At 68.5% G+C, this 24934-nt stretch carries 30 protein-coding genes; 15 read left to right on the top strand and 15 right to left on the bottom strand.

The features are described 5' to 3' along the window. The first annotated feature begins 169 nt into the window (after positions 1-169). On the top strand, positions 170-706 hold the full coding sequence (locus tag ACO0LU_RS14005) for a carboxymuconolactone decarboxylase family protein (RefSeq protein WP_424791963.1): 537 nt from the start codon (positions 170-172) through the stop codon (positions 704-706). A gap of 66 nt (positions 707-772) precedes the next feature. On the opposite strand, the gene ACO0LU_RS14000 is transcribed toward ACO0LU_RS14005, so the two are convergent. From ACO0LU_RS14000 to ACO0LU_RS13990, 3 genes are read right to left on the bottom strand one after another with little or no spacing between them, the layout of a single operon-like run. Beyond that, the gene (locus ACO0LU_RS14000; RefSeq protein WP_424791962.1) at positions 773-1114 is read right to left on the bottom strand and encodes a hypothetical protein; all 342 of its coding nucleotides are present in this window, start codon (positions 1112-1114) and stop codon (positions 773-775) included. Then, positions 1015-1758: an RNA polymerase subunit sigma-70 gene (locus ACO0LU_RS13995; RefSeq protein ID WP_424791961.1), complete on the bottom strand. Its 744-nt coding sequence runs from the start codon at positions 1756-1758 to the stop codon at positions 1015-1017. Before ACO0LU_RS13995 ends, ACO0LU_RS14000 begins: the two co-directional genes overlap by 100 nt. Further along, positions 1755-3188: an MFS transporter gene (locus ACO0LU_RS13990; protein ID WP_424791960.1), complete on the bottom strand. Its 1434-nt coding sequence runs from the start codon at positions 3186-3188 to the stop codon at positions 1755-1757. The genes ACO0LU_RS13995 and ACO0LU_RS13990 overlap by 4 nt, the downstream gene beginning before the upstream one ends. A 498-nt stretch (positions 3189-3686) precedes the next feature. On the opposite strand from ACO0LU_RS13990, the gene ACO0LU_RS13985 reads away from it, so the two are divergent. Next, on the top strand, positions 3687-3905 hold the full coding sequence (locus ACO0LU_RS13985; RefSeq protein WP_424791959.1) for a CGNR zinc finger domain-containing protein: 219 nt from the start codon (positions 3687-3689) through the stop codon (positions 3903-3905). 6 nt (positions 3906-3911) lie between these two features. On the opposite strand, the gene ACO0LU_RS13980 is transcribed toward ACO0LU_RS13985, so the two are convergent. The 5 genes from ACO0LU_RS13980 to fdhD form a co-directional block, all read right to left on the bottom strand. Continuing rightward, on the bottom strand, positions 3912-5276 hold the full coding sequence (locus tag ACO0LU_RS13980) for an MFS transporter (protein ID WP_424791958.1): 1365 nt from the start codon (positions 5274-5276) through the stop codon (positions 3912-3914). Between the two features lie 146 nt (positions 5277-5422). Beyond that, positions 5423-6100: an ArsR/SmtB family transcription factor gene (locus tag ACO0LU_RS13975; protein WP_424791957.1), complete on the bottom strand. Its 678-nt coding sequence runs from the start codon at positions 6098-6100 to the stop codon at positions 5423-5425. Between the two features lies 1 nt (position 6101). Next, entirely contained in the window at positions 6102-6239 is a 138-nt protein-coding gene (locus tag ACO0LU_RS13970) for a hypothetical protein (protein WP_424791956.1), read from the bottom strand. Positions 6240-6394: 155 nt separating this feature from the next. Further along, complete coding sequence (locus ACO0LU_RS13965) at positions 6395-6517, bottom strand: hypothetical protein (protein WP_424791955.1); 123 nt, start codon at positions 6515-6517, stop codon at positions 6395-6397. A 209-nt stretch (positions 6518-6726) separates the two neighbouring features. Beyond that, entirely contained in the window at positions 6727-7569 is an 843-nt protein-coding gene (fdhD, locus tag ACO0LU_RS13960) for a formate dehydrogenase accessory sulfurtransferase FdhD (protein ID WP_424791954.1), read from the bottom strand. A gap of 86 nt (positions 7570-7655) precedes the next feature. Between fdhD and ACO0LU_RS13955 the strand changes: the two genes are divergently transcribed. Both ACO0LU_RS13955 and ACO0LU_RS13950 read left to right on the top strand, forming a co-directional pair. Next, complete coding sequence (locus ACO0LU_RS13955) at positions 7656-9965, top strand: FdhF/YdeP family oxidoreductase (protein ID WP_424791953.1); 2310 nt, start codon at positions 7656-7658, stop codon at positions 9963-9965. A 185-nt stretch (positions 9966-10150) separates the two neighbouring features. Continuing rightward, a complete protein-coding gene (locus ACO0LU_RS13950) occupies positions 10151-10354 on the top strand; it encodes a hypothetical protein (RefSeq protein WP_424786265.1) in 204 nt (67 codons plus the stop codon). A 19-nt stretch (positions 10355-10373) separates the two neighbouring features. Here ACO0LU_RS13950 and ACO0LU_RS13945 read toward each other — a convergent pair whose 3' ends face one another. Beyond that, entirely contained in the window at positions 10374-11546 is a 1173-nt protein-coding gene (locus tag ACO0LU_RS13945) for a mechanosensitive ion channel family protein (protein WP_424791952.1), read from the bottom strand. Between the two features lie 107 nt (positions 11547-11653). On the opposite strand from ACO0LU_RS13945, the gene fdxA reads away from it, so the two are divergent. The 5 genes from fdxA (at position 11654) to ACO0LU_RS13920 (ending at position 15033) form a co-directional block, all read left to right on the top strand. Beyond that, positions 11654-12007, top strand: coding sequence for a ferredoxin (gene fdxA / locus ACO0LU_RS13940; protein ID WP_424791951.1), 354 nt, complete (start codon positions 11654-11656; stop codon positions 12005-12007). Further along, positions 12004-12732, top strand: a complete 729-nt coding sequence (locus ACO0LU_RS13935; RefSeq protein ID WP_424791950.1) for a helix-turn-helix transcriptional regulator — start codon at positions 12004-12006, stop codon at positions 12730-12732. The genes fdxA and ACO0LU_RS13935 overlap by 4 nt, the downstream gene beginning before the upstream one ends. Before the next feature lie 68 nt (positions 12733-12800). Continuing rightward, a complete protein-coding gene (locus ACO0LU_RS13930) occupies positions 12801-13181 on the top strand; it encodes a LuxR family transcriptional regulator (RefSeq protein ID WP_424791949.1) in 381 nt (126 codons plus the stop codon). After that, entirely contained in the window at positions 13181-14074 is an 894-nt protein-coding gene (locus tag ACO0LU_RS13925) for an NAD-dependent epimerase/dehydratase family protein (RefSeq protein ID WP_424791948.1), read from the top strand. The genes ACO0LU_RS13930 and ACO0LU_RS13925 overlap by 1 nt, the downstream gene beginning before the upstream one ends. Positions 14075-14184: 110 nt before the next feature. Continuing rightward, positions 14185-15033 (top strand): universal stress protein, encoded by an 849-nt coding sequence (locus tag ACO0LU_RS13920; RefSeq protein WP_424791947.1) that lies wholly within the window; start codon positions 14185-14187, stop codon positions 15031-15033. Positions 15034-15324: 291 nt separating this feature from the next. On the opposite strand, the gene trxA is transcribed toward ACO0LU_RS13920, so the two are convergent. From trxA to ACO0LU_RS13890, 6 genes are all read right to left on the bottom strand, one after another. Then, positions 15325-15699, bottom strand: coding sequence for a thioredoxin (gene trxA, locus ACO0LU_RS13915; protein WP_424791946.1), 375 nt, complete (start codon positions 15697-15699; stop codon positions 15325-15327). 96 nt (positions 15700-15795) lie between these two features. Further along, positions 15796-16842, bottom strand: coding sequence for an Rv2578c family radical SAM protein (locus ACO0LU_RS13910; protein WP_424791945.1), 1047 nt, complete (start codon positions 16840-16842; stop codon positions 15796-15798). 59 nt (positions 16843-16901) lie between these two features. Then, a complete protein-coding gene (locus ACO0LU_RS13905) occupies positions 16902-17690 on the bottom strand; it encodes a DUF5701 family protein (protein WP_424791944.1) in 789 nt (262 codons plus the stop codon). Between the two features lie 101 nt (positions 17691-17791). Next, complete coding sequence (locus tag ACO0LU_RS13900) at positions 17792-18583, bottom strand: GNAT family N-acetyltransferase (protein WP_424791943.1); 792 nt, start codon at positions 18581-18583, stop codon at positions 17792-17794. Between the two features lie 20 nt (positions 18584-18603). Further along, a complete protein-coding gene (locus tag ACO0LU_RS13895) occupies positions 18604-18735 on the bottom strand; it encodes a hypothetical protein (RefSeq protein WP_424791942.1) in 132 nt (43 codons plus the stop codon). A 79-nt stretch (positions 18736-18814) separates the two neighbouring features. Beyond that, positions 18815-19837, bottom strand: coding sequence for a lysostaphin resistance A-like protein (locus ACO0LU_RS13890; protein ID WP_424791941.1), 1023 nt, complete (start codon positions 19835-19837; stop codon positions 18815-18817). A gap of 163 nt (positions 19838-20000) precedes the next feature. Between ACO0LU_RS13890 and ACO0LU_RS13885 the strand changes: the two genes are divergently transcribed. The 6 genes from ACO0LU_RS13885 to ACO0LU_RS13860 all read left to right on the top strand — a co-directional run bounded on the left by ACO0LU_RS13885 (position 20001) and on the right by ACO0LU_RS13860 (position 24931). Beyond that, on the top strand, positions 20001-20978 hold the full coding sequence (locus ACO0LU_RS13885) for a metal ABC transporter substrate-binding protein (protein ID WP_424791940.1): 978 nt from the start codon (positions 20001-20003) through the stop codon (positions 20976-20978). 10 nt (positions 20979-20988) lie between these two features. Continuing rightward, the gene (locus tag ACO0LU_RS13880; protein ID WP_424791939.1) at positions 20989-21744 is read left to right on the top strand and encodes a metal ABC transporter ATP-binding protein; all 756 of its coding nucleotides are present in this window, start codon (positions 20989-20991) and stop codon (positions 21742-21744) included. Positions 21745-21794: 50 nt separating this feature from the next. After that, entirely contained in the window at positions 21795-22601 is an 807-nt protein-coding gene (locus ACO0LU_RS13875; protein WP_424792118.1) for a metal ABC transporter permease, read from the top strand. A 92-nt stretch (positions 22602-22693) separates the two neighbouring features. After that, complete coding sequence (locus tag ACO0LU_RS13870) at positions 22694-23206, top strand: hypothetical protein (protein ID WP_424791938.1); 513 nt, start codon at positions 22694-22696, stop codon at positions 23204-23206. A gap of 82 nt (positions 23207-23288) precedes the next feature. Beyond that, complete coding sequence (locus ACO0LU_RS13865) at positions 23289-24488, top strand: Gfo/Idh/MocA family protein (protein ID WP_424791937.1); 1200 nt, start codon at positions 23289-23291, stop codon at positions 24486-24488. A 32-nt stretch (positions 24489-24520) separates the two neighbouring features. Continuing rightward, the gene (locus tag ACO0LU_RS13860; RefSeq protein ID WP_424791936.1) at positions 24521-24931 is read left to right on the top strand and encodes a ubiquinol-cytochrome c reductase iron-sulfur subunit; all 411 of its coding nucleotides are present in this window, start codon (positions 24521-24523) and stop codon (positions 24929-24931) included. The last annotated feature ends 3 nt before the right edge of the window (positions 24932-24934 follow it).

Raw genomic sequence — 24934 nt, 5'->3', positions numbered from 1 at the left:
GCCTGCTGGTATTCCCAGGCTTCGGATTCGGACTTGGTCCTCTTCATCTCCGTCCACCGCCGACACTAGGCGCTTGATTCATACCCCAGGGGGGTATAGGGTGCACACCGAATCCCGGGCTCATCGGCGCGGGAGCAGCCACCGGAAGGAACAACTAAGGAGCACGCTCATGCCTCGACTCACCCGTCTCACCCCCGACACGGCGGTAGGCGCAGCCCGCGACCTGTTAGGCGACCTCGTATCCCGGCACGGCCGAGTCAGCGACATGGTTGCCACCATGGCGCACTCGCCAGCAGTCCTGGGTGGCTACCTGCAGTTGAGCCGCGCGATGAAGAGAGCCAAACTCGACAGGAAGATCAGTGAGCGGATATCGATCGCAATCCACGAAAAGCAAGGATGCGACCTGTGCCTCGAAGCGCACATCGACGCCGCTCGCGGGCTCGGCGTCGACGACGACGAGATCGAACGCGCCCGCGCCGGGACTTCGGAAGATCCCGCGATTGCTGCCATCATCGAACTCGGGCTGCAGGTCTACCGCGAGCCGACCGCCATCACCGATGAACAGATCGAGCGTCTCCGTGGCGCCGGTTACCGTGATCGGGAGATCGCCGATGTCGTCGGCGTCGTCTCCCTCAACATCCTGACCGGCGCATTCAACCTGGTCGCTGGTTTGAAACCGGGCGTTGTGACCGAGTCCACGTACTGACCCCGCGCCGCCTGCCCATCGTCGGCACTGACCAGGAGGTAGCCATCCCGGCGGTCCGGGGCTGTCTCAGTTCGGCACTCTCGTCTCCGGAAGGCCGAACCGGCTGAAGAGGCGTAGGTCGAAGAACGCGACGACGTGTGAGATCTGAGCCGGGGTCAGGGTGAGGACCTGCAGGTTGAACGCACGGTGGACACCCCGCTCGTCCGGGAGGTAGAGACCGAAGGCGGGTTGCCCGTTGGCCTTGGTGGGCACGAGCAGGTGATCACCCGGGCGTCGGGCGGGGCTCTGCGCGGCGACCATTCGCCCGATCATGGAGGCGCCATGGAACCAGGCTGGATAGGGCGGCATCTCCCAGACGGCATCAGCGGCCAGGGTCGCGACGAGTCCGTCGATGTCGTTGGCATGCATCGCGGTGACGTAGCGGTCGAGAAGCTCGCGCTGGCGTGGAGTGGGTGGCTCGGGACCTCATCCTCGTCGACCTGCGCATGATCGAGTTGCGCACGGGCGCGTTGCAACAGACTGTTTACCGCGGCTGGAGTGGTCTCCAGCATGTCCGCAACCTCGGCCGCACTGAACATGAGCACCTCGCGCAGCACAAGGACGGCGCGTTGGCGCGGGGGAAGGTGCTGCAACGCGGCGATGAACGCCAGCCTGACGCTTTGACGTTGTGTCACTGCGGCGAGGGGATCATCGGCGGCCGAGGCGCCGAGCATGGTGTCCGGAAGTGGTTCCAGCCAGGGAAGTTCGGGCCATTGCGCCAGGTGCGCTGTGGGGTCCTGTGCTGGGCCACCCAGGCCGGTGGGCAGGGCGCGGCGCCCGCGGTTCTCCAGGGCGCGTAGGCAGGTGTTGGTCGCGATCCGATACAGCCAGGTACGGATCGACGAGCGTTCTTCGAAACCGGCGTAACCGCGCCAGGCGCGCAGGTAGGTCTCCTGGACGGCGTCGTCGGCATCGTGGATGGAGGCCAGCATCCGATAACTGTGGGCGAGTAGTTCGGACCGGTAGGGACGGGTCCGGCGATCGAAGTCATGGCCGAGTTCTTGCGTACTCACGAAGTCAACATCCTTTCCCCGGTTTCGGTGCTCTGCTCCTCCTGCGGCCGGAGCAGAAGCATTGCGAGCAGGGCACCAAGTGCTGCGACGCCAGCCAGGACGGTCAGCGCGAACTGGATCCCCTCGGTCAGCGCCACGGTTGACGGCTCGATGTCGGATGCGCGTGTCGCGTAACCGATGGCGGCCGCCGAGGCTAGTGCCGCACCGATTGTGGTCCCGAGCGCGAAGGAGGTCTCCTCGAGGCCCGCTGCCAGCCCGGCGTCGTGCTCGGCGACGTCGGCCAAGGCGGCAATCTGACCGGCGACGAATGCCGCACCCATACCGGCACCGAATACCACCAAGCCGCCGAGCAGGTCTTCGACAAGGCTGCCCTCGGGCCGCAGGCGAGCCAGAAGTACACACGAGACCGCCAACAGGGCCATACCGACGCCAGCAACCTTCCGGAACCCGGACCGGGTGACCAGGTGCTGCCCGGCCAGCACACCGATGACCGAGGTGACGGTCATGATCGCCATCGTCAGTCCGAACTGTAGTGCGGAGAAGCCCAGAACCTGCTGGGCGTACAGCGTCACGACGATCAGTAGACCATCGACCGCGATACCGGCGATCACGATCACCAGATTGCCGCCGACCAGGGTGCGTTTGGCGAAGATCCGCATCGGCACCAGCGGCGCCGGGCTGCGTCGCTCCACGACCACGAACAGCATTGCCGCGATGGCGGCGCCGAAACCGAAGATCGCGGCAGGAAGATCGGCTCCGTGCTCGGTGATCCGGAACAGTCCCAGGAGCAGCAGCACCAGCGCACTGGTGGCCACGATCGAGCCCGGCAGATCGAGCCGCTGGTTGTTCCGAGGACTCTCGGGCAGCAGGATCGGGCACAGAATCAACACCACCAGGCAGACGGGGACGTTGGTGTAGAAGACCCAGGCCCAGCCCACCCAGTCGGTCAGCACACCGCCCAGCAGGAGCCCAGCCGAAGCCCCCGTCCCGCCTAGACCGCCCCAGATGCCCAGGGCCCTATGTCGCTCCCGGCCATTGGGGAAGGTATTCATCAGGATCGACAACCCGGCCGGGGTCATCACCGCCGCGCCAGCACCCTGGAGTACCCTGGCGGCGATCAGGAGTTCACTGGTGGCAGCCAGTCCGCATGCCAGAGAGGCCGCCGCGAACACAGCGACCGCGATCATGAACACCATGCGCCGTCCCAGACGGTCGGCCAGCCGCCCTCCCAACAGCAACAGGCCGCCGATCGCGGCTCCATAAGCGGTGATCACCCACTGGACCTCCGCTGGAGCGAATCCGAGGTCGCGCGCGATCGCGGGCAGGGCTGCGTACACGCTCGTGGAATCCAGCACCCCCATGAACATCGCCACACACACCACGGCTAGCACCCACCAGCGCCGTACCGTCTTCACTTCAGTGCGAACCATCGCGCATCCTCCACAGACCATCGGTGTCACAGAGTTAGATACCTGTTCACCGGCAGACTCATCGGTACGCCAGAAATGGCACCTCGATCGCATCCTCGGGTGCGAGCCGGTCGTGCGGGAGGCCCTCTCGTAGGATCGGGGCTGTGGCCAGCGTCGTGTTCATGTGCGGTCCGGCCGGGTCGGGCAAGTCCACCGTCGCCGGCCGGCGCGAAGGCGAGGGCATGACCAGACTCTCGTTCGACCTGGTCACGGCCGTGAAACTGGATATGGCTGAGCGCCTTCGCGAGTTTCGCAGCAGGCAGTTGCTCCTGCCGCAGTTCGTGCACGGTCCTGGTGGCAGCATCAACAGCCGAGAAGTGGCCGTCCCGCCAGGGCATGTAGTTGTTGTTGTCGAGGACGACCTTCCCGGCCAACTCCTCCGCGGGAAGTGCGTGGCCGGGAACGTAGGGGAAGGCAAGGACAGCGAAGCCGGCCGCCGCAGTGGCGTCGGCGGCCCATGTGGCACGGGCGCGTGGACCCGCCCGGGCGATGCTCGCCTGGGCCTCGATCCATGCGCGCAGCCCGGAGCGGCTGCGACCCTGCGCCAAACCCGAGTGCTGCCGGTTCCTGCTGGATCGCAGCAACGCCAACACTGCCCGGTGGTGCTCGATGGCGCTGCGCGGGAACCGTTCCAAGGTCCGGCGCCATTACCGCCGCAACCGCGCCACGCAGGAGTGAGCGTTGCTACCGGGAATTCTCGGTGACCTGCGGTATTGCGGCCCACGGCCGGCAGGCCAGCGCGCACCCGATCAGGGCAACCACGCAGAGGGCGAGCAGGATCCGGTAATCCATCACCAGGATGATCCCCGCGCCGGCCACCGTGGCAGCGGTCTGGGGTGCATTGAACACCATATTCATTGCCGCGCTCGCCCGGCCCTGGATGCCCGGTGGGGTGACCCGGATCCGGTAGTTCGACGCCCCGACCACGAACCAGGGGATGCCGAGCCCGGAGGTGGCAAGGGTGAGGCTTATCAGCAGCAGACCGAAGGCGCCATCGGCGGGCACGATCGTGATGATCGCCAGGGAGCCGACCAACCCACCGCTGAGCACGCCCAGGCCCGTGCCGACCAGGCGGCGCTCCCCGATGCGTTTGAGGATCGCAGCGCTCGTGGCCCCGCCGATCACCGCGCCCACACCCTGGACGGTGACGACGATGCCCAGCGCCTGGGAACCTACCCCCAGTCCCTGCTCGAGGATGGGGAAGACCAGCACATTCAGAAATCCCGTGATGCCCACCGCGATCGCGAGCACGATGGTGATCAGGCGCAGGGTGGGGTCGCCCCAGAGCACGCCGAAACCCGCGCCGAGTTGGCGCAACGCCCCGGGAGCATCGGTGTCCTGCGGCGCTGGAGACTCTGTCAGTCGTACCGTAGTCAGCACAGCGGCGGTAACCAGGAAGCAGGTCGCGGTCAGGACCACGACGGTATGCGGGCCGGTCAGGACGAACAGGCCGGTGCCCAGCAGCGGACTGATCAGCCGCAGGCCCTGGTCGATCGTGGTGAACAGTCCGTTCGCGCCGGGCAGTTCGTCATCGTTGAGCATGTCACGAAGCAGTCCGGACTGGGCAGCCGAGGTCAGGTAGGCGGCCAGGCCGTAGCAGAACGTGACCGCGTAGATCAGCCACAAGCCGGAGGCGTCCTGCACCGTGAGCAGACTGGCCACGACCAGGCCGATGCCCACGTTGGTGGCGATCAGCAGCCGGCGCCGCGAGACGCGATCGGCCAGTTGTCCAGCCAGGGGGGCGAGAAGAGCGGGCAACCCGAGTGCTGCGAAGACCAGCCCGGCGGCGCTGTCGGAGCCGGTGAGTTCCCGCACCCAGATGGCCAGTACCAGGAACAGGGCACTGTCCCCGATGTTCGTGCTGACCCAGGCCAGGGTCAGACGGCGGAAGGCCTGGTGGCGCATCGCCAGCGGTAACCGCTCGCGCAGCGACGGCTTCACCGGGGGGTGCTGACCAGGCGTGGGCGAAGCCGGTTGGATGCCGACCGGGGCATCGGCGACGGCGGTCGGAGCCTCGCTCTCGGCGTCATCCGGGCGGGGGGTACTCATGGATCGGTGTCCTCATCCTCGGGGAACTGTCGGCGGCATTAACGACGACGCTCCGGTGCGCGCCGGGCGTGGGCGGATCCGATGGGGTCAGCCGAATCCGGAGCGGGCCGGGTGGAAGTCGCGTGTGGTGTGGGTGCTCTTGCTGATCAAGGGGCCTGATCGCTGCTGCCGTCGGCGTTGTCGCCGGCGGCCTCGCCGTCCTGGGCTCGGGCCAGCAATTCGTCGAGGTCCGGGTTGAGGGTGGCGAAGAACCTAGCCTTGGTGGCACCGGCGGGCCGATTCGCAGGGTCGCGGCGGCCATCGAACCGGTCCACCATCTCTTTGATGCCTTCGGCGAGTTCGGCCATCTCCTCGGGGGTGGCCCAGAACGTGGAGGTGTTCACGGTCACCGCCGGCACCCACGTGCGGTCCTTCATATAGGCGGGCGCCTCGCGCAGGAACTTGATCACCCGGGCGGCCTCGCGTTGGACGTAGAGAGCGCCCAGTTCGGTCGACTCTGCGATCCCGGTGGGATCGTCGCGATCGGGGCGCATGTCGCGGGACTTGTGAATCGAACGCCACGGTTTCTCCCGGCCCCGGGGTTCGGCCCGCTCGATGAAGCCGCCGCCGGCCAGGATCCGCAGGTGGAAGGAGCAGTTCGCCACGCTCTGATCGAGCTTGGCGGCGATCTCACTTGCGGTGGCCTCGGTGACCTCGTCGAGGATCTCCATGATCTCGATCCGCAACGGGTGGGCCAGCGCCCGCATCACCGCAGGGTCGGTGCTGCGGTACTCGGCCCGGCCGGGTTGGTCCTGGTCCTCGGGGGAGGCGGTCGTTTCGCTCACCTCAGGCCCCCCGGGTGTGCAGAGTCGCCTGGGCGCGGAAGCGGTCCTGCCGACGTTCGGCGATCTCGGCGGCGATCTGGCTGCGTCGGGTGGTGGCGCGGCGGATGGTGCTCAGGTGCGGGGTGGTGCGGCGCATCATCTGCGTCCTTTCTGGTGGCTCATGCACAACAGTACTTGCGAAAGGGCCATTGCGCAAGACGTGTTGCGAAAGATTCGTTGCGAGCGTGAGGTGGGGGAGCCGTTCGCGGACCTGGGCGCCCTATCGCCGGCGAGTCCGGCAGGTTCGCTGCCGAATCAGACCGGCCGTGCGTGCAGGGAGGCCTGGGCCCGGTGCAGGTCGTGGCGGTGCCGAGCGGTCTCGGCTGCGATCTGGGAGCGCCGAGTGGTGCGGAGGGAGGTGGGGGCGATGCGTCGCATGGTGCTGGTCCTTTCGGTGCGGTGTGGACACAACATTACTTGCGAAAGGACTCTTGCGCAAGAGATATTGCGAAAGAGATGTTGCGTATCTGGAGACGTGCCTTCTCCGACTCCAATGCTGGTGGCTACGGTGAGCGGAGGAACGCGATCCCAGCGACACGGATCGCCCCGCTGAGGGGCATGTGCGCGAGCAGTCCTGACCTGGTCTCTCAGGTATGCGTGCCGGACACCACCCGGTGGGCCCCGGTGTAGACGTTCAGCCGGTCACCGCGGTTGAACGCGACCAGCGTCAGGCCCACCTCCTGCGCCAGTTCCACCGCGAGGGCGGAGGGTGCCGAGACGGCCGAGAGCACCGGGACCCCTGCCATCGCTGCCTTCTGCACCAACTCGAACGAGGCCCGGCCCGAGACCTGCAGCACCGTGGCGCGCAGCGGAAGGTGATTTTCTCGCAACGCCCAGCCCACCACCTTGTCCACCGCGTTGTGGCGACCCACGTCCTCCCGCACGCAGCGCACGGCCGGGGCACCGTCGTCGTCGGCGGTGAACAGTGCCGCGGCATGGACCCCACCAGTGCGCCCGAAGACGTCCTGACGTTCACGTAACCGCTGCGGCAGCGCCAGCAGGTCGGCCAGGGTGAACCGGACCTCGTCGTCGGCCACCGGGTAGGCCGAGGTCTTGCGGATCGCCTCGATCGAGGCGGTCCCGCACACCCCGCAACTGGAGGTGGTGTAGACGTGCCGCGCCAGGTCGGGCATCACCACGTCCTGGCTCAGGTGCACACTCACCACGTTGTAGTCACGCTCTCCCTGCGGGGTGAGGCCGTCGTAGGCGATCTGGCGCACCTGGTCCGCCCTCCGGATCACGCCCTCGGAGACCAGGAACCCGATCACCAGATCCAGGTCGGAGCCTGGCGTGCGCATCGTCACCGAGAATGCGCTGGCCCCCACCCGGATCTCCAACGGTTCCTCACCGGCGATCTGGTCGGCCCGTTCCCGCCGCCCGCCGTCGGCGTCCAGGCGCAGCACCGGCCATCGTTTGACGATCCGCGCCATCGGCAACTCACCTCCCGCTTCACCGGGTCCGCGCAGGCGCAGGCGCCTACGATGAACCGCACACCCGAGGATAGGGCGGTGCGGACATGACCGAGGACGATCTCAAGGTCACAACGCCGCCGGACAGCGCCGTCGGGCCGGCGGGGGTGACCACGGCCCTTCGGCACGTGCTGCGGGAGATGGGCCCGGTGCGCGGCGCCGCCGGTTTGTTGAAACTCAACCAGCCCGACGGCGTGGACTGCATGAGTTGTGCGTGGCCGGACCCGGAGGCGGGGGAGCGCAGTCATGCCGAGTTCTGCGAGAACGGCGCCAAGGCCCTGGCCAGTGAGGCCACCCGGAAACGGGTCCCCCCGGAGTTCTTCGCCGAGCACTCCATCGCCGATCTGGCCCGGCGCGACGACTATTGGCTGAACCGCCAGGGCCGCCTGACCACCCCGATGCTCAAGGAGGCCGGGGACACCAACTACCGGCCCACCACCTGGGAGCAGGCGTTCACGCGCATCGCCACCGAACTGCGCTCCCTTGCCGATCCGGACCAGGCGGCGTTCTACACCTCCGGGCGCACCTCCAACGAGGCAGCGTTCCTGTACCAGTTGATGGTGCGCGGTTTCGGTACGAACAATTTGCCGGACTGTTCGAACATGTGCCACGAGTCCTCCGGGGAGGCGCTGGGGCGCACGATCGGGATCGGGAAGGGCTCGGTCACCCTGCACGACGTGCACATGAGCAAATTGATCGTGATCGCCGGCCAGAACGCCGGCACCAACCACCCGCGGATGCTCACCGCCCTGGAGAAGGCCAAGCGGAACGGCGCCACGATCGTGTCGATCAACCCGTTGCGTGAGGCCGGCTTGGGCCGGTACAAGAACCCGCAGAGCGCCCGGGGCCTGCTCGGGCGGGGTACCCAGTTGGCCGATCTGCACCTCCCGGTCCGCCTGGCCGGTGACCTGGCGCTGTTCCAGGGGCTGGGCAAGTTCCTGCTCGACGCCCACCGGGCCGGCCGGCGCACCCCGGGCCGGGCCGGGGCGATCGATGAGGAGTTCCTGGCGCAGCACACCCACGGCTTCGAGGACTACGCCGCCGGCCTGGCTGTAACCGGTTGGGCCGACATCGAGACCGCCAGCGGCCTGAGCCGGGACCAGATCGAAGAACTGGGCGAGTTGCTGCTGGCCTCCGAGGCCACCGTCTTCGCCTGGGCGATGGGCCTGACCCAGCACCGGCACGCGGTGCCCACCATCACCGAGATCGTCAACGTGGCCCTGCTGCAGGGCAACCTAGGCAAGACCGGAGCCGGGCTCTTGCCGGTGCGCGGGCATTCCAACGTGCAGGGGGACCGCACGATGGGGATCTACGAGAAGATGCCCCAGCCGTTCCTGGACGCACTCGGCGCCGAGTTCTCCTTCACCCCACCGGCCGAGCACGGGGTGGACACCGTGAACGCGGTGCGGGCGATGCGCGACGGGCGGGTCCGATTCTTCATGGCGATGGGTGGGAACTTCGTCAAGTCCGCCCCCGACACCGCCGTCACCGAGGCCGCGCTGGCCTCGTGCGCGATTACGGTGCACGTGGCCACCAAGCTCAACCACACCCACCTGGTCCCGGGGCGGGCCTCTCTGCTACTGCCCTGCCTGGCGCGCTCGGACCTGGACGTCCGGGCCGGGGGGCGGCAGCGGGTCAGCGTGGAGGACTCGATGTCGATGGTGCACGCCTCCTCCGGTCACCTGCAGCCGCCGTCGAAGCAGTTGCGCTCGGAGATCGCCATCGTGTGCGGCATCGCCCGGGAGTTGTTCACCGACTCCCGGGGCCGTCCACTTCCCGGTGCGCCGGAGGCGGACTGGGAGGCCCTGGCGGCTGACTACCGGCTGATCAGACGCCACATCGAGGCCGTGGTGCCCGGGTTTACCGATTTCGAGGCCAGACTGGACCACCCCGGCGGATTCCGCCTGCCCCACGGTCCCCACGACGTGCGCACCTTCGACACCCAAACCGCCAGGGCAACATTCAGCCGCAATGACCTGTGGTGGCCGCAGGTCCCACGGGGGCGGCTGCTGCTGCAGACGCTGCGCTCCCACGACCAGTTCAACACCACCGTGTACGGGATGGATGATCGCTACCGGGGAATCGCCGGAGGGCGACGGGTGGTCATGGTGAACAAGGCCGACCTGACCGAACTCGGACTCGCCGACGGTGACCTGGTGGACCTGGTCTCGGAATGGCGTGATGGTTCGCAGCGTCGTGCCCCGGGGTTCCGGGTGGTGGTCTACGACACCCCGCGCGGGTGCGCCGCGGCCTACTTCCCCGAGACGAACGTACTGGTGCCGCTGGATGACACCGCGATCGATTCGGGCACCCCGGTCTACAAGTCGGTGGTGGTCCGGCTCGAGCCGACCGGGTGAACTGCGCCCGCACCGGGCACGGTCAGTGAAGATGAACGAAGAAAGTTGGGCAATCCAGCGGGTCCGGCCGAACACTCGGGACAACTCGGCAGACCTGGATTCCCAGCGGGCGTAGGCTGGTGCGATACCCGGGTGGCTCGGGTCTGTTCGGCAGCGACGATGCGACGGTCCAGGAGGAACCAGCGATGACGCAGGTACCCAGCGGCGATTCCCACGATCTGGCGGTACTGCGCCGTTGGGAGAACGCCGGCGGCGATTGGGAGGTCGTGGCTCGCGGAGAGACATCGGTGCGGATTGCGCTGTGCCGATGCGACGGGGGCGAGGAGGTGGAGCGGATCACCTCCACCGATCCAGCGCTCCTGCGCTACATCGTTGAGGCGAGCCACTGATCTCAGCCCGGGGCCGAACTCAGCCCCGGGTGATGTTGCCGTCCGTGCGGCCACCGGTGTTCCCGCCTGCTCCGGCAGGGGTAGCGCCCTGCCCGGTGCTGGTTCCGCCCGCTGTCTTGGGAGGTGTGGCTGCAACGCCGGGCCCGGGTCCGGGTCCGGGTCCGGAGAGCATGTGCACCCGGGTCTGTGGAAGTGCCTCGGGGTTGTGCTCCTGGAGCCACTTCACCAGGGATTCTCGGACGTCCAACCGCAGGTACCACACGGCGTCGGGGTCATCGGCGCTGACGCTCGCGCGCACCTGCACGTAACCGGCGCTGGCGTCGGTGATCACCAGGTTCGCCGAGCGGCCGTTGAAGTGATCGGAGGCGTTCACCACCCGGTGGAACTCCGCGCGCAGGCCGTCGAGGTCGATCCGCCAATCGAGGTCGAAGAACACCGTGCCGGTGATGCGGTCATCGCGCCTGGTCCAGTTCTCGAACGGGGTCGCGGTGAAGTAGGTGGACGGCAGCACCAGGCGGCGCTCGTCCCAGATCTTGACCACCACGTAGGTCAAGGTGATCTCCTCGATCGTGCCGTACTCGCCTTCGACGATCACTGTGTCATCGAGTCGGACGGCGTCACTGAAGGCCAACTGCAGGCCGGCGAAGAGGTTGCTCAGCGTGGACTGTGCGGCCAGCGCTGCCACCACCGACGCCAGGCCCGCGGAGGCCAGCAGGCCCGCCCCGACCGCCCGCACGCCCTCGAACGTGAGCAGGACGGCAGCCACGGTGAGGACCACCATCAGCACCAACAGCACCCTGCGCGTCACGTGCATCTGGGTCTGCATCCGCAACGCGTCGCGGGTGCCCATCCGCTTGCCGGCCCGGTGCACCACGCCGTCGACGATGAAAAGGATGATCGCGGTGACCAGCCAGGCCACGTTGATGATCCACAGCACCTGCAGGATGTGGGCGACCAGGTCCCACCGTCCGGCCCCCTCCCCACGCGGACGGTTCGCGGCCACCACGGCGTTCGCGGCGATCACCAGCGCCAGCACCAGGAACGGCACTCGCGTGCGGCGCACCAGGTACTTCACCGATGGCCATCGTCCCACCATCCGAAGCGCCAGCGCAGGCACGCCGATGCCGACCGCCAGCGCGATGGCCAGGGCGACGCCGGCGGAGGTCAGCAGTCGAATCAGATCGTCAGGCATGCCCCCACTGTGGCCGCTGTACCCGGCCCACGCCAAGTATCGGTGAGCCGGCTCACCGTTGGGCGCCACCCGGAGTTCCTCCAAGGAGCATTGTGTAAACTGGGGGAATGACGTACGTGATCGCTCAGCCGTGTGTGGACGTCATGGACCGCTCGTGTGTGGACGAGTGTCCGGTCGACTGCATCTACGAGGGTGGCCGAAGCCTGTACATCCAGCCCGACGAGTGCGTGGACTGTGGGGCTTGTGAACCGGTCTGTCCGGTTGAGGCGATCTACTACGAGGACGACCTGCCGTCCGCGTTCGCCGCCTACTTGGACGACAACGCCGCCTTCTTCACCGAGACTCTGCCCGGTCAGCCCGAGCCACTGCACTCACCCGGCGGTGCCGCCCGGGTCGGGGCACTTGACGGCGACACCGCGTTGGTCAGGAGTCTCCCGCCGAGCCCGGGGGGCCTGTCATGAAGCCCACCCAGCCGGCCGAGCCCGCCCGGGCGGCCATCCAGCGTTCCCGACCCGCCCGGCCCGGCCGGCGGGAGCAGGTGCTCCGGGCGTTGAAGAGCGCCGAGGTACCGCTGAGCATCGCCGGAATCGCCGAGCAACTCAGTGTCCATCCCAACACGGTGCGGTTCCACCTCGAGGCATTGAGCCGAACCGGCCAGGTGGAGCAGGTCGCAGGCAAGCCCACCGGGCCGGGCCGTCCCGCAGCACTGTTCCGCGCGGTGCCGGGCATGGATCCCTCAGGGCCCACGCAGTACCGGACATTGGCGCGCATCCTGGCCCAGGACATCGCGGCCGGTCCGGATCCTCGGTCCCGGGCGATCGAGGCCGGGCGCCGGTGGGGTGCCGCGCACGCGGAGGAACTCGGAGGCCCGGCTGCCTCCGATGAGGAACCTGGCGCGGGCGCTGCCCCCGGCACCGAGCGCCTGATGCACCTAATGAAGGAGATGGACTTCGATCCCGGCCTGCAACCGGGTCAGGCCGGTTCGGTGGGCCTTCGGCACTGCCCGTTCCTGGATCTGGTTGCTGAGTTCCCCACCGTGGTCTGTGCCCTGCATCTGGGCCTGATGCAGGGGGCCATGGGGGAGTGGAAGAGTGGCACCGAGGTCACCGAACTGGTCCCGTTCGCCCAGCCGGATCTGTGCGTGGCGCACCTGCACCCGGTGGAGGCGGGTCCCTCCCGCGGGTAGGCGCCGATCGGGCTCCCGCCCGGGCGAGGGACTGTGCTAACAGGCATGATGGAGCCCGAGGAGGATCCATGGACAGTGTTTCGCTGGCCGAACTGGGCACCACGCTGCTGCAGAAGGCCCGCAGCAACAAGGCCGGCCGCGCGGCGCGGACCATCCACGGCGGCCGCGAGCACGTGCTGCGCCAGACTCTGATCGCCCTGGCCGCCGGGCGACACCTGGGTGAACACGACACCCCGGAGGAGGCCACCTTGCAGGTCCTGAGCGGACAGGTGCGCCTGCACTGCGCCGACCGGCAGGTGTGGGTGGGGCGCACCGGCGAGTACGTGGTCATCCCGCCGGTGCGGCACGACCTGGGCGCGCTGGACGAAGCGGTGGTGCTGCTGACTTCTACGGTCACCCCGCACCGGGTGACCTCCCAGGTCCCTAGTGAGCAGGAAGGTGAATCATGATGGCCACACGACACGCCGAACCGCGTCATGTCCTGGTGACCGGATCCTCCGGGCTGATCGGCACCGGGGTACTGGCTGAACTGCGACGGCGGGGGATCGGCTCCACGTCCCTGAACCGACGCGAGTACCCGGATCTTGATACCGACCGAGCGGTGGTCGGCTCGGCGGCGGACCCGGAGGCTGTCGCCGAAGCGATCGAGGGCGCCGACGCGGTGATCCACCTGGCGGCCGCGCCCACGCCGGACATGGACGAGGACCACGTGGTGTTCTCCGGCAACGTCGCGGGCACCTACGTGATCCTGGAGGCGGCAGCGGCGGCTGGCATCTCCCGGGTCGTGATCGCCTCCAGTATCAACGCCCTGGGGGTGCGGTTCAGCCCACACCCGGTGCAGCCGCCGTATGTTCCGGTGGACCACCTGGCGCCCACCCAGGCAGCCGACCCGTATTCGCTGTCGAAGTGGGTCGATGAGGAGACCGCACGGGCGGCTCACCGGCGTCACGGCCTGGACATCGTGGCCCTGCGGTACCCGCTCACCGGGGGGTTCGGCGATCGCCTGCCCGACGCCTTTGCCGGGCAGTGGGCCGATCCGGCCGAGGGTGCAGCGGACCTGTGGGCCTACCTGACCACCGAGGACGGTGCTCGCGCCGCCGTCGATGCCCTGCAACCCCGTGAACCCGGGGTGCACGTGGCCTATGTGGCAGCACCGACCACATGCATGCCGCAGGACACCACCGAACTGCTCGACGCGTATCTACCGGACGTGCCGCGCACGCGTGAGTTCACCGGTCGTCAGGTCCCGATGGACCTGGAACCGGCTCGGCGGGTGTTCGGCTTCAGCGCCCCGGACCTGAGCGTGGCGGAGTTGAAGGAGCGCTGTCGGGCGGGGGAGTAACCGGGCCGCTCGAGCACCGACCGGGACCTTCGACACTGGCGCCGCCCTCGCGGCCACGATGCAATGGAAGCACCTGAACTTCTCGAGGACCCTAGGAAAGGGAGGCCGTCATGAGTGCTGGCAAGCAGATCGTCGTCGGGACCGACGGATCACCCCACGCGGGGAGTGCCGTGACGTGGGCGGCAGGTGAGGCACACCGGCTGGGTATGCCGTTGCGGATCGTGACGGTGTTCGAACAGTGGGCGGACGTGCGCCCGCACGACGCCGAGGTGCACACCGAGCAGGAGGAACGCGCCATGGGTGTGCTGGCCGACGCCAAGAAGGCGGCGCAGGCACAGCATCCGGACCTGGAGGTGGAGGCGGTGCTCCGGGTGGGCGATGCGGTCGAGGAACTGACCCATCAGTCCATCGGCGCCCACCTGGTGGTCACCGGCTCGCGGGGCCGGGGCGGTTTCGCCGGTATGGTGCTCGGGTCGACCAGCCGGAGCCTGACCATCGCCTCCGGTGCGCCACTGGTGATCGTGCCCGAGCAGGGGGCGGGTTCGGGTCCGGTCGTCGTGGGAGTCGACGGCTCGGAGCAGTCGGACCGCGCGCTGGCTTTCGCGGCGGCGCAGGCCCACTCCCGGGGGGTCGCGCTCAAGCCGGTGCGGGTGGTGACCGAACCGCCGTGGTTCGGACCGGTCGAGACCTACGGTTCCTGGTTGGAGGGGATTGTGGTTGAGGCCGAGAACGACCTGGAGAGGCAGGTGGGCCCGATCCGTACCCAGTACCCCGACCTGCAGGTTCATCGCACAGTGATGCGGGGCCATCCGGCCGATGCGCTGCGCGAGGCCGGCAAGGACGCCTCGATGCTGGTGGTGGGCTCGCGGGGACGGTCAACCGCCCGATCGATGCTGCTCGGATCCATCAGTCACGGGGTGTTGCACCACGCACCGTGCCCGGTGGCAGTACTTTCCTGAACCAACCCATCGGCCTTGATACGTCGGCCCGCCATACTGTGCCGGAGATCACGAATCTGTAACTCTACGTCCCTAAGGGTGGAATCCGGAGCCGAAACGTGGCTGCATGGGTATGCGCCCTCGGGCGCACCGGGGATTCACCCCCCGGGACGCGAGGCCGCAACCCGGCAACGGCGCCGAGTTGCGGCAACGCCCTGGGGTCGGTCCGCGATCACGCCGCCTGCGCGTGCGGCTACCAGCGTGGTGCTCGTGCGCCCACGCGGCACGGACCGCGCCCAGCACCTCCCCGGATCAGGAGTGCTGACTGCCCTGCTGTTCGGCGACCTTGGCCTTGACCTCATCCATGTCCAGGCCCTTGACGGCGCCGACCAGTTCGGTCAGCGACTTCTCCGGTAGCGCGCCGGCCTGGTTGAACACCAGGATGCCCTCGCGGAAGGCCATCAGGGTGGGGATGGAGGTGATCTGCGCCTGGGCCGCCAGGGCTTGCTCAGCCTCGGTGTCGACCTTGGCGAACGTCACGTCCGGGTTCGCCTCGGACACCTTGTCGTAGATGGGAGCGAACTGTTTGCACGGTCCGCACCAGTCCGCCCAGAAGTCCACGAGCACGATGTCGTTGGATTCGATGGTCTCGCTGAAGTTCTCGGTGGTGATGTCGATGGTGGACAAGAAATACTCCTCGATCGGGATAACGGTCGCACGTTCTACAACAGTCGGGCATCCCGTGTATTCCCCGGCAGGCGCCGGGCAGGGGTGGCAGCCGGATCAGAACAGCGCCGGCTGGGCCGGCTCTGTCACGGGCGGGGTGCCCGGGACTTGTCCCACCCGCTCGGGTGAGCGCTGCCACCGGTCCGGTGTGCCGTCGTCGTCGCTTGATCGCTGTGGTCTGATGAAGCCGAGCCGACGGCGTAACCGGTCCACCCGGGTGGAGAGCCAGCGCGCGTAGTCCTTGGGCACGTAGGAAGATCCGGAGTACAGGCGCCGGTAGCGGCCGACCAGGTCCGGTCGCTCGGTGGCGAGCCAGCCCATGAACCACTCCCGAGCACCCGGTCTGAGGTGCAACGGACCGGCGCTGATCCACTGCGCCCCGGAGGAGCGCACCGCGGTGAACAGTTCCTCCAGGTGCTCATCGCCGTCGGTCAGCCACGGCAGGATCGGCATGGCGAGCACGTGGCAATCCAGTCCGGCTTCGCGCACCGCCCGGATCAGGCCCAGGCGTGCTTTCGGCGGGGAAGTGCCCGGCTCGACGAGTTGCTGCAGGTGAGGATCGATGAACGCCAGCGATACCCCGACCTGGGTCTCGGGAGCCCTCGTTGCCAGCAGTGGTAGATCGCGGCGCAGGAGCGGGCCCTTGGTCAGTATCGACATCGGGGTGCCTGATTGCGCCAGCGCTTCGATGATGCCGGGCATCAGTTCATAACGACCCTCGGCGCGCATGTACGGGTCGGAGTTCGTTCCCAGGGCCACGTGTTCGCGCTGCCAGGACGGCCGCGCCAGTTCGGCCCGCAGCACCTGCACGATATTGGTCTTCACCACGATCTGGGTGTCGAAGTCCCGGCCGGCATCCAGGTCCAGGTACTCGTGGGTCTTGCGAGCGAAGCAGTAGGTGCAGCGGTGCAGGCAGCCCCGCGTGGGGTTGATCGTCCACCCGAACGGCATCTGGGAGTTGCCCGGCACCTTGTTCAACGCCGACTTGCAGGCGACCTCGTGGAACGTGACGCCGTCGAACTCGGGCGTGCGGACGCTGCGGATCAGGCCACGCAGCGGGAGGAGTGCCTGGGAGTCGTCGAGTTGCTGTGCTGACCATCGCATGACTCCAGTCGAACAGAAGTTCGATGCGATGTCACGTCATGACACTCCGGTGGTGCGGCTCAACGCAGCGCCACCCTGCTCGCAGCTGAGGCGATGCCGAGCCAGGTGTGCCGGTTGCGCCACCAGCACCAGCCGACCTTCGGGGCGTTCTTACGTCCCGCCCCGTCGCGCCCGGTGCCGCCGGAGATCCATAGGGCGGGGGTGCGGGCGTCGAGGCGGCCACGGGGTTTGCGCAACCGGGAGGCGATCGTCATGAAGCAGTAGTTCGGCTCCAGCGCCTCGGGCTGGGCGAGCACCCAGAAGATGCCCTCGGTCAGGGTCAGGGGAGTGCGCGCCTCGGCGGTGAAGCGCTCCAGAGCCTCCGCCGGGCTGGCGTTGCGCAGGTGGTCGCCGCGGTCGGGGTCGGTGAGCAGGTACGGGGTCTCGGGCACCTCGATACCGGTGGGGGTGAATTCATCCACGTCGGTCATGTCCTGCACCACGAAACCGGGTTTGGTGCCGCGACGCATCAGGGCTGCCAGATCCGCGACCGGCGCGCCGGGCAGAACCAGCAGCGGCGGGCCGGCCGCCGCCTCGGAAAGGGCATCGGCAGCCAATCCGCGCACCTGCTCGGCCTCGAGGTGGAGGAGTTCGGGGACCCCCAGCGCGATCAGATTCTCGGCCTGCTGAATCGTGCTCGGCAGCAGCGGCAGGGCACGGTCGTTCACAGCCCGGGCGGCGCCGTCATCGTGGCGGGCGGCGCCGTCATCGTGGAGGTCGGGGACGGTCTCGGCGGTTGCGTGACCGGGGGCGATCCCAGCGGTGGTGCTGTGCGGAACGGACTCGGTGGAGGCGTGGGCGGGCGTCATCGAACCTCACGGGGCATCGGGCCTGACAGCCGCTGGGCGGCCGCCGGAGGCAGAGGCGGGTGGGATCGGTGTAACGCCCCCGATCGTGGGATTGTTCCGGGTCAGACCGCGCCGGCAGCCAGCGAACGGGAGGCCCATGCCCACGCAGTGCGGTAGCTCAGGCGGTGGTAGGCGCGCCGTGCAACCGGGTTGTCGGAGTACATGCTCAGTGTGCACACCCCGGCCTCATCCAGACCAACCCGGGTCAACGCGGCCGTCACCGCGGCCCCCAGCCCTCGACCGCGATGCGCGGTGTGCACCACGATCCCGGCCAGGTAGGGCACGCCGGAGGGTAGGCGCTGCATCGCGCCGGCGGCGATCAGGGCACCTTCCGGGGCCCGGGCGCCGATCCACACCTCGCTGAGCCCGGTACCCGGCTCGCCCTCGGCAGTGGGGGAGTGATCGGTGGAAAGTTGGAGGATCTCGGCCGCATCGTCCGTGTCGTCCAGGTGCAGCAGGTCTGCCTCGACAGCCAGCGGTGCGGGTGCGGTCAGGGTCCACATCCACTCCCAGTCCCCGCCGCCATCCACCCGAACCTGTCGCTCGAGCGCCCCGATGTGGGCCTGGGGGACGGAGATGCCCAGCACTCCGAGTTCGCCGACGAGGCCGGAGTGCACCGCCTCGGCGATGACCCCCTCGACCGCGGCTTCCGGGTCCGGAGCGCCCGGCAGCGGGATCACGGTCAGACTGTGACGGCGACCGCCCTCGCGCTCCACCGCGAGTGCGAACTCACTACGCCACATCCGTGGCGCCGGATCGGAGGGTAGCGACCAGCGAACCCACGGGTCGCCACCGGAGATCGCCAGTGCGTGGGAGTGGGAGCCGACCGGTTCAAGCACAGCGCTATCGAGCACGGCACCATTCTGCCCCGGGATCACGAGTGGGACCGGGGTGCCCGGGTCTCGGCGACGTGGTCCAGATACGTCTGGAGCGCCGAGTCGTCGATGAAGAAGCCGTGGCTACCAGTGGACGCCGAGTGCAGGGACGAGGGCGGAACTGAACGCATGTTGACCAGGCTGTGTGAGCCTTCAGCCAGGGACAAGGCGAACCGGGACCGTCAGGTGCGCGGAGCCTGCGGGTTGCCGTCACGGCAGTGCGCCGTCGGAGCGTGTCCGGGCGTGCTGCCCGGCTGCCCGGGCCGCGCCGGCACGGCGGTTCGTACCTCGTCGGAGGAGCCCCACCTGCCCCGACGGCAAACCGGCGTCGGCTGCCACCACGGCCGGGTTGGCCCGCAGCCGGAACTTGCCCGTGGCCACGATCAGAGCCAGCAACAGCGCCGGCACGATCCACCCCGACCAGCCCAGGATGCTCGCGTGCACGGTGTCCACCGTCTCCCCGGCCATGGCGAAGATGACGAAGGACCCTGCGGCGGCATTGAAAGCGCCGTGGGCCAGTGCGGCCGGCCAGACCGAGTCGCTGCGCAGCCGGAGCCAGCCGAACACCCCACCGATGAGGATGCACATTCCAGTCATCATCAGCAGGCTGAGCCACCCCGGTGCGAGAGGGTAGTTGTAGCCGAGCAGAATGAGGGGCGCGTGCCACACTCCCCAGATCACACCGGAGACCCCGATCGCCCCGAGTGGGCCTAGCGGCATCAGTTTGGGAAGCAGCCAACCCCGCCAGCCGATCTCCTCGCCCAGGGCGGGGATCAGGTTCAAGAAGGCGGCGACGAAGACATTGATCAGTTGCAGGGCGGCGAGCACCTGGACCGGGACCCCCGTATCCGGCACGCCCTGCTGCTCGAGGACCTGTGCGAAGGCGGACAGGTTCGCGAAGTCGGCCGGATACACGCCCAGCCAGGCGCCGACTGGCAGTGCCACCAGGCACAGTGCCGTCGGCACCACGATGGCGAGGGCGAGATAGCCGATGAACCGGCCCGGTCTGCCCAGCGGCCAGATACCCAGGGCGTACAGGATCCGGGTGGGTCGGCTGATCAGCAGCACCACCACCAGTGCGGCCACGGTGGGGGTGAACATCATGGCCGTCGCGAGCAGCCCGAACCGGCGATCTGCCAGACCGTCACCGAGCCACAGCGGCAGAGCCACCGCCCAGGCGAGCGCGATGGAGACCACCACGAACAGGGCGATCTGAGCGTTGGGTCGACGCATGGATCTCCTCCGGCACTCTCCGGGCCACGGCTGTGCCCCGTACGCCCAGCATCGTAGTGATGGCCCGGCGCCGACGTGGCGATACCGGCTACCGGCGTTGGCTGCACGGCCAGTTCTCATGGTAGTAAAGTTCGGCATCCCGAACTTTTATGTGAGGCCTCTCATGAAACCTCTTCCTCGACGGCGACTCCGTGCCTGCATCGGCGCCGGCAGTGCTGTGGCACTGCTGACGGCGGGGTGCCTGGGCGGGCCGTACGCCGGTAGCGGGCAGGAGGACGACGGCCGCCCGGTGGTCCTCACCACCTTCACGATCATCGCGGACATCGCCCAGAACGTGGCCGGCGAGCATCTACAGGTGCGCTCCCTGATACCGGTCGGCGCCGAGGTGCACTCCTACGAGCCCACGCCCGGTGACCTGCGGCAGGCCGCTGAGGCCGACCTGATCCTGGACAACGGGCTGGGCCTGGAAGCGTGGTTCGACCAGTTCATCGCCGACGTGCAGGCCCCGCACGTCGTGGTCAGCGACGGGGTGGAGCCCCTGGAAATCGGCGCCCAGGCCGGCAGCACTGCCGATGCCGGGAGCGAGAGCGTGCCGACCGACTCTCGCCCCAACCCCCACGCCTGGATGTCCCCCCGGCAGACCCAGGTGTACGTCGACAACATGGTGGCGGCCTTCGGCGAACTGGACCCGGACCGCGCGCAGGATTACCTCGCGAACGGCCGGGCGTATGCCGAGGAGCTCGAGGCGGTGCACACTGAACTCGTGGATGACCTCGCTGCGCTGCCACAGGATCAGAAGGCGCTGGTGACCTGCGAGGGCGCCTTCTCCTACCTGGCCCGCGATGCGGGCCTGAGCGAGCACTACCTATGGCCGGTGAACGCCGAGGGCGAGGCCACGCCCCGCCGCATCGCCGAGACGATCGCGTTGGTGAACGCTCAGCAGGTGCCGGCGGTGTTTTGTGAGTCCACGGTCTCCGACGCCGCGATGCAGCAGGTGGTCGAGGCCACCGACGCCACTTTCGGCGGGGTGCTGTACGTGGACTCCTTGTCCGAGCCGGACGGACCGGTACCAACCTACTTGGACCTGATCCGGCACGACGTGCATCTGATCCGCGCCGGCCTCACCGGTGCGGAAGGGTAGGCGGCTCCTGATGGCGGGCACCGATCGCGACGAAGCCGGCAGCACCGCAGACCCGGTCATCGAGGTGCGCGACGCCTCGGTGCGTTACGGACAGGTGCGCGCGCTGACTGCGGCTACGCTCAGTGTGGGGCCGGGGCGGATCTGCGCCCTGGTGGGGATGAACGGGTCGGGCAAGTCCACGCTGATGAAGGTGATGCTCGGCCTGGTGCGCACCCACCCGGGTCGGGTGCTGATCAACGGTGCACCGCCGTCGTCGGCCCGTCGTCGCGGACTGATCGCCTACGTGCCCCAGCGCGAGGATGTCGACTGGTCCTTCCCCACCACGGTGCGTGAAGTAGTGATGACCGGCCGGTACGCCCACCTGGGCCCCACCCGCAGGGCGCGAACGCGCGATCACCGGATCGTCGATGAGGCCCTGGGCCGAGTGGACCTGACCGAACTGGCCGGCCGGCAGATCGGGCGCCTGTCCGGGGGACAACGGAAACGGGCGTTCGTGGCCCGGGCGATCGCGCAGCAGGCCGAGGTGCTGTTGCTCGATGAGCCCTTCGCGGGGGTGGACGACCTTTCCCAACGCACGGTGAGCAGGCTGCTGCGCAGCCTCGCCGATGACGGCGCCACGATCGTCATCGCCACCCATGACCTGCCGGCGCTGCCCAGTCTGGCCGATGAGGCCGCACTGCTGGCCGGCACCGTGGTGATGCACGACTCGGTGCACCAGGTGATCCGCCCGGAGAACCTGGCCCGGGCCTTCGGGCTGGGGGAGTAGTGACCGAGGCGCTCACGGAAATCCTCATCGAACCGCTGCAGTACCCGTTCATGGTCAGGGCGCTGCTGACCGCCCTGATCGCTGGGGTGGTGTGCGCCATGTTGTCCTGCTGGTTGGTGCTGGTGGGATGGTCGCTGATGGGCGATGCCGTCTCCCACGCGGTGCTGCCGGGTGTGGTGCTGGCCTATATCGCCGGCGCCCCCTTCGCCCTGGGCGCCCTGATCTTCGGCTTCACCGCCGTGGCCCTGATCGGGTTCATCCGCGATACCTCCCAGATCAAGGAGGACGCCGCGATCGGGATCGTCTTCACCACCCTGTTCGCCTTCGGTCTGGTGCTCATCTCGGTCACACCGAGCCAGGTGGATCTGCACCACATCGTCTTCGGCAACCTACTGGGGGTCTCGTGGGTGGACCTGGCCCAGATCGCGGGTCTGGGGCTGATGGTGTTCGCGGTGCTGCTGTTCAAGCGCCGGGACCTGACCCTGTACGCCTTCGATGCCACCCACGCCTTCGCCATCGGCTTGAACCCGCGCCTCCTGGGTGCGCTGCTGTTGGGGATGATGGCGGTCACCACCGTGGTGGCGCTGCAGGCGGTGGGGGTCATCCTGGTGGTGGCGATGCTGATCATCCCCGGCGCCACCGCCTACCTGCTCACCGACAGGATGGGCGTGATGCTGCTGATCGCCCCGGCCCTGGCGGTGGCGTGCGCGGTGGGTGGGGTGTACGCGAGCTTCCACGCGGACGTCGCCACCGGTGGGTCGATCGTGCTGGCCCAGGGCGGGATGTTCGTGCTGGCCTACCTGTTCGGGCGGCAGGGTCTGCTCGTCTCCCGGGCCCGACGACGCGTTGCAGCGTAGGTGGGCCGGCGTCCGGGCAAATTGGTCGTTCGGTAGGTTACGGACCGAGACGTGCCCAGAACGTGACGAGTGAGCCAGGAGTAACGACGCTGATGACGACGGCACTGCCCATCCCGATCGAGTTCGACCTGCCCACGGGCTGGTCCGCGGTATCGCCGGAGGAGGTCGGTGCCACCCCGCTGGCCCACGTCGCCCTGCACGACCGCGCGCAGGGCCGGTTCCGGGCGAACATCACGATCGCCGGAGGCCTCCGGGCTGATAGCCAGGCGGGCCAGGCAGGACCGGCGGGACCGGCCGAGTTGGAGGAGTTGGGCGAGGCGGCCTTCGCCCGCCTCGCCCAGGGAGCCGGCGCCACCATGGTCCAGCGCCGGGCGATCAGTCCCCACGGTGCGCCGGGCCTGGCGCAGGTGGTGCAGGTCTCGACGGCGATCGAGGGCGGACCGATCGACCTGACTCAGGGCCAGGCCTACCTGCACCTCACCGATCCGCAGGAGCCGGGGAGGCAGATGATGGTCGAGATCGTCCTGACCTGCCTCGCGGAGGACTCCGGGGAACTGTTGCCTCAGTTCGAGGAGCTCGTGGCCTCGGTGCGTCCCACGCGGTAACTCCACGAGTAGGGTCGTGGGGACGGTGACGACCAGGACAGGAGTAATGGTGAGCGACGAGGCGAGGACGACCGTGGATTCGATGACGAAGGCGCGCTCGGGGGCAGTGCCGGGCAAGGTGCGGTTGGGCATCATCGGGTTGGGGGTACAGGGCACCGCCTACGCGCGGATGATCGCCGAGGGGATCGCCGGGGATCTGGTTGTCGGCGCGGTCGCCGATATCGACGACGCCGTGCGGACTCACGCGCAGGAGGTGTGCCCGGGGGCCCCCTTCTACACCGACTACCGCGAGATGATCGCCGGCGGAGACGTGGACGCGGTGGTCACCACGGTGCCGCACTACCTGCACCCGCAGATGGGTATCGAGGCGATCAAGGCCGGGGTGCACGTGCTGGTGGACAAACCCGCCGGGGTCTACACCGCTCAGGTTCGCGAACTCAACGAGGTGGCCGCGGCCCATCCGGACGTCACCTTCGCGATCATGTTCAACCAGCGCAACAACCCGCTGTACCAGCGGATCAAGGAGATCGTCGACGCCGGCGAGATCGGCGCGATCCGGCGGTCCAACTGGATCATCACCACCTGGTGGCGTCCCGACGCCTACTACGGCGCCAGCGAGTGGCGGGCGACCTGGGGCGGTGAGGGCGGGGGAGTCCTGGTGAACCAGGCCCCGCACCAACTCGACCTGTGGCAGTGGATCTGCGGGATGCCCACCTCCCTGGTTGCCAAGGCTGCGTTCGGGTTCCGGCGTGACATCGTGGTGGAGGACGAGGTGACGGTGCTGGCCGATTACGGCGACGGCGTCACCGGGGTGTTCGTGACCGCGACCCATGACCCGGCCGGCACCGACCGGCTGGAGATCCTGGGTGATCGGGGCAAGATCGTGGTAGAGGGGTCCAAGACGGCGACCCTGACCCGGTTCGCGGCCGACGAGCGGGAGTTGTCGGCCCGTCTCAGCGTGACCGAAGGGTTCAAACTCGCCGGCGGGGGCGATACCGAGGGCTTCTACACCACCGAGCAGATCGAGACCGAGTCGGCCTGGGGATCCCAGCACGCCGGCGTCCTGGCCAACTTCGCATCCGCCGTCCTGCACGGCACCGAACTGCTCGCCCCGGGTGCCGATGGTATCAACGGTGTGCGGCTGGCCAACGCCGTGCACCTGTCGGCCTGGCTTGGGCAGGAGGTAGCCCTGGACTTCGACGAAGCGGTCTACCTGCGCGAACTCAACGCCCGGATCCGCGAGGAGGGGCTGTTTCCGGAACGGCCCGATCCCGGCGCATGAGGCCGCTCGGTGCGTCCGTCGAAGGTGGAGAGATGAGCCTGTGTCCGAGCCGACGCCAGGTGCTCGCAACAGTTGGCCTGGGCGCCGGTGGCGCGATGTTGTTGAGCGCATGCGGTGCCGAGGAGCAGGACGAAGGCACGGTGTCGGCGGGGAAGACCCTGATCGGGCTGGAGGAGGTCGGCGTCGGCGATTCGGTCGCGGTGCAGACTCCGGCCGGCGCCACGTTGCTCCTGACCCGCACGGGTGAGGCCGACGTCGTCGCCCTCTCCGCGGTCTGTACTCACCAGGGCTGCACCGTCGACGTGGAGAATGAGGAGGGGCGCTGCCCCTGCCACGGCTCCCGGTTCGACCTGCGTACCGGAGAGGTCACTGCGGGCCCGGCGAAGGAGCCGCTGGCACGAATCGCCGTGGAGGTCATCGACGGGCAGATCGTCACGGCCTGACCT

This window comes from Pseudactinotalea sp. Z1748, assembly GCF_049725185.1.
GTDB lineage: Bacteria > Actinomycetota > Actinomycetes > Actinomycetales > Beutenbergiaceae > CALKWS01.
The sequence above is the reverse complement of the archived record's forward strand: the minus strand, read 5'-3'. Positions and strand labels throughout refer to the sequence as shown.

Excerpts from the sequence above, each read along its gene's own strand:
- fdhD (WP_424791954.1), bottom strand. The coding sequence starts at position 7,569 with ATGGCGCGGATCGTCAAACGATGGCCGGTGCTGCGCCTGGACGCCGAC.
- ACO0LU_RS14005 (WP_424791963.1), top strand. The coding sequence starts at position 170 with ATGCCTCGACTCACCCGTCTCACCCCCGACACGGCGGTAGGCGCAGCC.
- ACO0LU_RS13890 (WP_424791941.1), bottom strand. The coding sequence starts at position 19,837 with ATGCGTCGACCCAACGCTCAGATCGCCCTGTTCGTGGTGGTCTCCATC.
- ACO0LU_RS13910 (WP_424791945.1), bottom strand. The coding sequence starts at position 16,842 with ATGCGATGGTCAGCACAGCAACTCGACGACTCCCAGGCACTCCTCCCG.
- ACO0LU_RS13875 (WP_424792118.1), top strand. The coding sequence starts at position 21,795 with ATGGTCAGGGCGCTGCTGACCGCCCTGATCGCTGGGGTGGTGTGCGCC.
- ACO0LU_RS13880 (WP_424791939.1), top strand. The coding sequence starts at position 20,989 with ATGGCGGGCACCGATCGCGACGAAGCCGGCAGCACCGCAGACCCGGTC.
- ACO0LU_RS13895 (WP_424791942.1), bottom strand. The coding sequence starts at position 18,735 with ATGCGTTCAGTTCCGCCCTCGTCCCTGCACTCGGCGTCCACTGGTAGC.
- ACO0LU_RS14000 (WP_424791962.1), bottom strand. The coding sequence starts at position 1,114 with ATGCATGCCAACGACATCGACGGACTCGTCGCGACCCTGGCCGCTGAT.
- ACO0LU_RS13865 (WP_424791937.1), top strand. The coding sequence starts at position 23,289 with ATGACGAAGGCGCGCTCGGGGGCAGTGCCGGGCAAGGTGCGGTTGGGC.
- ACO0LU_RS13980 (WP_424791958.1), bottom strand. The coding sequence starts at position 5,276 with ATGAGTACCCCCCGCCCGGATGACGCCGAGAGCGAGGCTCCGACCGCC.
- ACO0LU_RS13935 (WP_424791950.1), top strand. The coding sequence starts at position 12,004 with ATGAAGCCCACCCAGCCGGCCGAGCCCGCCCGGGCGGCCATCCAGCGT.
- ACO0LU_RS13885 (WP_424791940.1), top strand. The coding sequence starts at position 20,001 with ATGAAACCTCTTCCTCGACGGCGACTCCGTGCCTGCATCGGCGCCGGC.
- ACO0LU_RS13905 (WP_424791944.1), bottom strand. The coding sequence starts at position 17,690 with ATGACGCCCGCCCACGCCTCCACCGAGTCCGTTCCGCACAGCACCACC.
- ACO0LU_RS13970 (WP_424791956.1), bottom strand. The coding sequence starts at position 6,239 with ATGATGCGCCGCACCACCCCGCACCTGAGCACCATCCGCCGCGCCACC.
- ACO0LU_RS13950 (WP_424786265.1), top strand. The coding sequence starts at position 10,151 with ATGACGCAGGTACCCAGCGGCGATTCCCACGATCTGGCGGTACTGCGC.
- ACO0LU_RS13955 (WP_424791953.1), top strand. The coding sequence starts at position 7,656 with ATGACCGAGGACGATCTCAAGGTCACAACGCCGCCGGACAGCGCCGTC.
- ACO0LU_RS13945 (WP_424791952.1), bottom strand. The coding sequence starts at position 11,546 with ATGCCTGACGATCTGATTCGACTGCTGACCTCCGCCGGCGTCGCCCTG.
- ACO0LU_RS13860 (WP_424791936.1), top strand. The coding sequence starts at position 24,521 with ATGAGCCTGTGTCCGAGCCGACGCCAGGTGCTCGCAACAGTTGGCCTG.
- ACO0LU_RS13965 (WP_424791955.1), bottom strand. The coding sequence starts at position 6,517 with ATGCGACGCATCGCCCCCACCTCCCTCCGCACCACTCGGCGCTCCCAG.
- ACO0LU_RS13870 (WP_424791938.1), top strand. The coding sequence starts at position 22,694 with ATGACGACGGCACTGCCCATCCCGATCGAGTTCGACCTGCCCACGGGC.
- ACO0LU_RS13990 (WP_424791960.1), bottom strand. The coding sequence starts at position 3,188 with ATGGTTCGCACTGAAGTGAAGACGGTACGGCGCTGGTGGGTGCTAGCC.
- ACO0LU_RS13930 (WP_424791949.1), top strand. The coding sequence starts at position 12,801 with ATGGACAGTGTTTCGCTGGCCGAACTGGGCACCACGCTGCTGCAGAAG.
- ACO0LU_RS13920 (WP_424791947.1), top strand. The coding sequence starts at position 14,185 with ATGAGTGCTGGCAAGCAGATCGTCGTCGGGACCGACGGATCACCCCAC.
- fdxA (WP_424791951.1), top strand. The coding sequence starts at position 11,654 with ATGACGTACGTGATCGCTCAGCCGTGTGTGGACGTCATGGACCGCTCG.
- ACO0LU_RS13925 (WP_424791948.1), top strand. The coding sequence starts at position 13,181 with ATGGCCACACGACACGCCGAACCGCGTCATGTCCTGGTGACCGGATCC.